A 4,735-nucleotide genomic window follows, 5' to 3' on the forward strand; every position below is an offset into this window, starting at 1 on the left:
GAACAACACCCCGCCCAGCACCACCGCCAGCACGCACGCCACCGCCGCCACGCCCAGCGTCCACCGGGGAAGGCCACTGCGGTTCGCGCCCACCGAACGCAGGTCCTTCGCCGCGCTCAGGAAGTCGCGCGCCTGCGCGCCCAGCGACACCACCGCCGCGCCCACCATCAACCCCACCCCGGGCCACGTCAGCCACGCGGACAGCGGCCCATACTCCGCGCCCACGACGACGCCCGCACTCAAGAGGAGCGGAGCCAGCACGCCCCACGCCACGACCGCGCCCAGCAGCATGCTCAGCGCGAGCTGCAGCCCCGTCATCATCCCCACCGCCAGCAGCATGGGACTCACGCCCATGCCCCAGTTCAGCGACTCCAGGGAAGCACCACCCACGCGGCCCGGCAGGCCCACCATCCCCGGCAGCAACCCGCGTGAGTCCCGCATCCACGTCACCACCATGGCCACGACGCCCGCGCCCACCAGCGTCCGGCCGCGCCCCACCGACGTGCCCGGGGCCTCCGTCGGCGTGGCCGAGTGCAGCGTGGAGATGAGCTCCGCGGTGGCGATGCCCGTGGGGAACGGCAGGGCCTCCTGCACCAGCAGGCGTCGGCGCAGCAGGCCCGCCACCAGCACGCCCACCGTGCCCAGCACCACGCCCCAGGCCGCGATGCCCCAGCCCGGCACCGTCACGCCCAGCAGCGCCAGCGCCGGCAGCGCGCCCAGGAGGCCCGCCGCCGCGGGCATCGCGCCCACCGCCGACGCGGCCGTCTGCGTGAGGTTGTTCTCCAGCGGCGTGTACGGCACGCCCCGCCTGCGCCCATAGGCTGCAAGCCCGCTGAACCCCAACACCGTCGCGGTGATGGAGCCGCTGTCCCACCAGCCCGTCTTCATCCCCATGTAGAGGTTGGTGACAGCCAGGAGCGCGCCGATGAGCAGCCCCATCCCCAGCGCGCGCACCGTCCACTCCCGGCCCTCGGACGCAGGGAGCGCCGCGGAGCCCAGGTCCTGGACGGGAGGCAACGGCGCCCCCGGCCCCACCGCGGCCTCGGGAGGGGACGCGGGGTGACCGGAGGGAGGACTCATCGCCCGGCCTCCGCCGAGCGTCCCACCAGCTCCCGCAACTGCGTCAGGTCCAGCGGCTTGCTCAGCTTGAGGTTCGGCACGTCGCGCAGGAAGGACACCGTGCGCGGCGTGAAGGCCCCGCCCGTCATGAACACCATGCGCCCGGCCTGCTCCGGCGCGGAGCGGCCCAGTTCGAAGTACAGGTCCATGCCCGTCATCCCCGGCATCATCACGTCACAGAGGATGAGGTCGAAGCGGCCTCCCTCGTTCACCAGCCGCAGCGCCGCCTGCGCGCTGTTCGCCGTGGCCACCTCGTGCTCCGTCGCCAGCGAGCGCTGCAGCGCCACCGTCACGTTGGGCTCGTCATCCACCACCAGGATGCGCGCCCGGGCACCGGACTGCGCCGTCGCCGACAGCCGGGGGTAGAGGTCCGGCTCGTGCTGCGCCGAGCGCAACACCACGCGGAAGGTGCTGCCCTGCCCCGGCACGCTCTCCGCCTGGATGGAGCCGCCCATGGATTCGATGATGCCGTGGCAGATGGACAGCCCCAGCCCCGTGCCCACGCCCACCGCCTTCGTGGTGAAGAACGGGTCGAAGATGCGCCCCAACACCTCGGGCGTCATGCCCACGCCGGTGTCGCGCACCTCCACCACCACCTTGCCGGGCTCGCCCTGGCGGATGATGGCGCGAATCTCATGCTCGGTGACGGAGGACGGGTCCTCTGGAATCGCCTGCGCCGCATTGAGCAGCAGGTTCAGGAACACCTGACACAGCCGCGCCTCGCTCGCCTCCACCGCCGGCACCGGTTCAAATTCCGTAATGAGCCGCGCGCGGTGACGGATGACGTTGTCCGCCATCTTGCACGCCAGCTCCACGGAGCGGCGCACGTCCACCGGCATCGGCCGCGACTCCTGCTCGCCGCGCGCGAACACCTTCAGGTCCCGCACGATGGTGGCGATGCGCTCCGCGCCTTCCGTCGTCTCGCGCACCAACTGCTGGATGGCCGCCACCGGCTCCGACGGCGCGCCCTCCGCCTCCATCTTGTCCAGCCCCTCGCGGATGAGGTGCAGGTTCACCAGCATGTACGCGAGCGGGTTGTTGATTTCGTGCGCCACGCCCGCGCCCAGCGTGCCCACGCTGGCCAGCCGGTCCGCCACCACCAGCCGCGCCTGGAGCTGCCGGCGCTCGCTCATGTCCCGGTGGACCATGATGTTCGCGATGATGCGCCCTTCGGCGTCGCGCAGCGGCACCACCACCGACTCGCAGACGCACGTCATGCCGTCGTCGCGCCGGAACTCCAGCTCCCCGGACCAGCGCCCGTGCACCTCCAGCGCGGTGAGGATGGCGCCCGTCAGCCGGTCCTGCTCGCCCGGGTGCAGCACGCTGAAGAGCGTCTGACCCATGGCCTGCTTGCGGCTCCTGCCAAACATCCGCTCCGCGCTGGTGTTCCAGTCGATGACCCCGCCCGCCAGGTCCGTGATGACGACGCCGTCGGAGATGCTCTCGAAGATGAGCGCCTGCCGGTGCAGCTCCTGCTCCGCCTGCTTGCGCGCGGTGATGTCCATCACCGTGCCCGTCACCCGCGCGGGCTGCCCCGCCGCGTCGAGCAGCACGTCGCCCTTGCACGAAATCCAGCGGTAGCCGCTGCCAGACGGTTCAATGCGGTACTCCACGTCCACCTGCGACTTCTGCTGGAGCGCCGTCGCCAGGCCCGCGCGCAGCCGGGGCAGGTCCGCCGGGTGGACAATCTCTTCCAGGTCCATGGCGCGGCCGGACAGCTTGCCCACCGCCAGGCCCAGCAGCCGGTCCACGTGCTCGCTCCACGTCACCTGACCGCTCTTCGCGCTCCAGTCCCAGATGCCCACGCGCGCGGCGGAGAGCGCCTGCCGGAGCTGCTCCTCGCGCTGCTCCAGCACCTCGCGCCGGGAGAAGCGGAACACCGTGACGGTGCCCACCTGGAGCCGGTCGCCCTCCTGCAGCTCCGCCGTGGACACCGGCAGGCCGTTGAGGAACGTGCCGTTGGTGGACTCCAGGTCGGTGACGCGGCAGGTGCCGTCGGCGGAGCGCAGGATGCGCGCGTGCTTGCGCGACACCCCGTGGTCATCGATGCGGACCTCCGCCTCCGAACCCCGTCCGATGACGTGCTCGCCCGGCTCCAACCGATACGCCTTGCCGATGGCGGCCGGCGTCGTGGTGCTGATCAGGATGAGGCACGCCCCGGTCGAGGACGGAGCCGTCACCGATTGGCCCGCGCAGGTCGTGAGCTCGTCCAACAACGTCATCATGTGTGCCAGCCCCCTTGCGTTCCCCTGCGCTCGGGCCGGCACTCTCCTCGCCGCCTGTCGTGCATGACGCCGCGCTCCGTGATGGCCACAAGCCTTGGCCCGGTTCGCAACCATACCCCAACGGCTTCCAATGAACGTCCCTTCCACCTCCGGGGCAGGAAGCCTGACTCCTGGTGAACGGGCAAAAGGGCAGGCAGGGAGGCAGCCGGCGCCGGGCGCACGCGACCCACCCCGCGAATGATAGGGTGCGGGGCATTCATGGCGGCGGACTCCGACAGCACCTTCCGCATCCAGGCGCGCGCGGCGGCGAGCGCCACGGACAAGGGGCATGACGCACCCGCCCGATCCGAACGGGGACCGGGCACGCTGGCGGGCGAGTACGTGCTCAAGTCGATGATCGCCGCCGGAGGCCACGGCAGCGTCTACGAGGCGGAGCACCGCATCCTCGGCCGGCTCGCCGCGGTGAAGGTGCTGCACGCGCACCTGGCGGACCAGGGGGAGATGCTCCAGCGCTTCGTGCGCGAAGCCCGCGTGGTGAATCAAATCCACCACCCCAACATCGTGGACGTCTACGACTTCGGCCTGATGCCGGACGGCAGCCCCTACTACGTGATGGAGCTCCTGTCGGGGCGCACGCTGAGTCAGGTGGTGCAGGAGCGCGGCCGGCTCTCCGCGTCACGCGCGCTGGCGTACCTGGAGCCCATCTGCGGCGCGCTGGAGGCGGCGCACCGCTCCGGCGTCGTCCACCGCGACCTGAAGTCCAGCAACATCCTCGTCGTGGAGGAGGGGGAGAAGCCCCGGCTGAAGCTGCTCGACTTCGGCATCGCGAAGCTCATCCAGCAGGAGCCCGGCCAGGAGGGCCTCACCACCGCCGGCCAGCGCCTGGGCACCGCGCACGCGATGGCGCCCGAACAGTTCCGGGGCGGCCGCATCGGTCCGCCCACGGACGTGTACGCGCTGGGCGTGCTGCTGCACCAACTGCTCACCGGCCGCTACCCGTTCCAGTCCGACGACCGACTGGAATTGGAGCGGATGCACCTGGAGGCCCCGCCGCCGCGCCCCAGCGTGCGCGCGCCGGTGTCCCCCGGCATGGACGCGGTGGTGCTGCGCTGCCTGGACAAGGACGCCACCCGCCGCTACCCCAGCGTGAATGCCTTCCTCACCGCGCTGCGCGAAGCCGCCGAGGAGCCCGGACAGGTGGAGGGGCAGACCCGCCCCGTGTTCGCCGTGCACGCGGAGGTGGTGCTGCCCGCCACCGACCAGGACGACGACACGCTCTACGCCGCGCTCGCCGTCGTGCTGGACACGCTGGAGCAGGGCCTGCGCGCCCGGGGCTTCCTGCTGGCCCTGCAGACCGGCACCACGCTGTTGGGCGTGCGGCCCCTCACCCC

Annotated in this window: 3 protein-coding genes; 1 reads left to right on the forward strand and 2 read right to left on the reverse strand. The window is 71.8% G+C overall.

Features of this window, described 5'->3' with window-relative positions:
• Both D7V88_RS39015 and D7V88_RS39020 read right to left on the reverse strand, forming a co-directional pair.
• Window positions 1-1,080 (reverse strand): OPT/YSL family transporter (locus D7V88_RS39015; RefSeq protein WP_120545603.1); only part of this gene is annotated, 1,080 nt, incomplete at its 3' end.
• Complete coding sequence (locus D7V88_RS39020) at window positions 1,077-3,341, reverse strand: serine histidine kinase EspA (protein ID WP_167509917.1); 2,265 nt, start codon at window positions 3,339-3,341, stop codon at window positions 1,077-1,079. The genes D7V88_RS39020 and D7V88_RS39015, both read right to left, overlap by 4 nt.
• Window positions 3,342-3,602: 261 nt before the next feature.
• Between D7V88_RS39020 and D7V88_RS39025 the strand changes: the two genes are divergently transcribed.
• Window positions 3,603-4,735, forward strand: a 1,133-nt coding sequence (locus D7V88_RS39025) for a serine/threonine-protein kinase (protein WP_147449066.1), incomplete at its 3' end; no start/stop codon positions are given.

The sequence above is a fragment of the Corallococcus terminator genome, assembly GCF_003611635.1.
In the GTDB taxonomy this organism is placed as follows: Bacteria; Myxococcota; Myxococcia; order Myxococcales; family Myxococcaceae; genus Corallococcus; species Corallococcus terminator.

Coding starts and splice junctions, on each gene's coding strand:
- D7V88_RS39020 (WP_167509917.1), bottom strand. CDS start 3,341: ATGACGTTGTTGGACGAGCTCACGACCTGCGCGGGCCAATCGGTGACG.